Annotated in this window: 1 pseudogene; it reads right to left on the bottom strand. The window is 65.3% G+C overall.

The annotated features are described in order from the left end of the window. Positions 1–452: pseudogene (locus tag JWG43_RS18245) on the bottom strand (DUF968 domain-containing protein); the annotation flags it as partial.

The following is a 452-nucleotide window of genomic DNA, read 5'->3' as shown; positions in this document are numbered from 1 at the left end:
CCTCAAGGCGATGATCACGATAGCGAGCATCGGTCTCCCGGTTACCACGGGGCGACCACTTCCGATCCGGTTCGATGGGTGCCAGGCGACAGGCAGAGCGCAGCAGCGGATCCGGCAATGAAGGCAGCACCTTATAGACGGTCGCCCACCAGCACAGATCCCGGGCAGTCAGGTCAGCAGCGGCCACCCCACACCAGCCAGCGACCCGCTGCAGCACAAGCTGCGCCAGCCACCCGGCCACATCGGCGAGGCGGATCGGTAACTGCCCATTGCGGTGCTCGTTGTCGTGATGCCAGCACAAAGGCAGATGGACCCCCTCCACCTCTGCGGTGACGGTTTCCCCAATGCAGCCATCGGCTATCACGCAAGCAGTGGCATTGGCGGTCAGCAGCTCCCCACCGGCGGCATTGACCACCGCGGCGCAGGCCAGGGCCGACACCAACTCAGAGAAC

The organism is Desulfobulbus alkaliphilus (assembly GCF_016918545.1).
GTDB classification, from domain to species: Bacteria; Desulfobacterota; Desulfobulbia; order Desulfobulbales; family Desulfobulbaceae; genus Desulfobulbus; species Desulfobulbus alkaliphilus.
The sequence above is the reverse complement of the archived record's forward strand: the minus strand, read 5'-3'. Positions and strand labels throughout refer to the sequence as shown.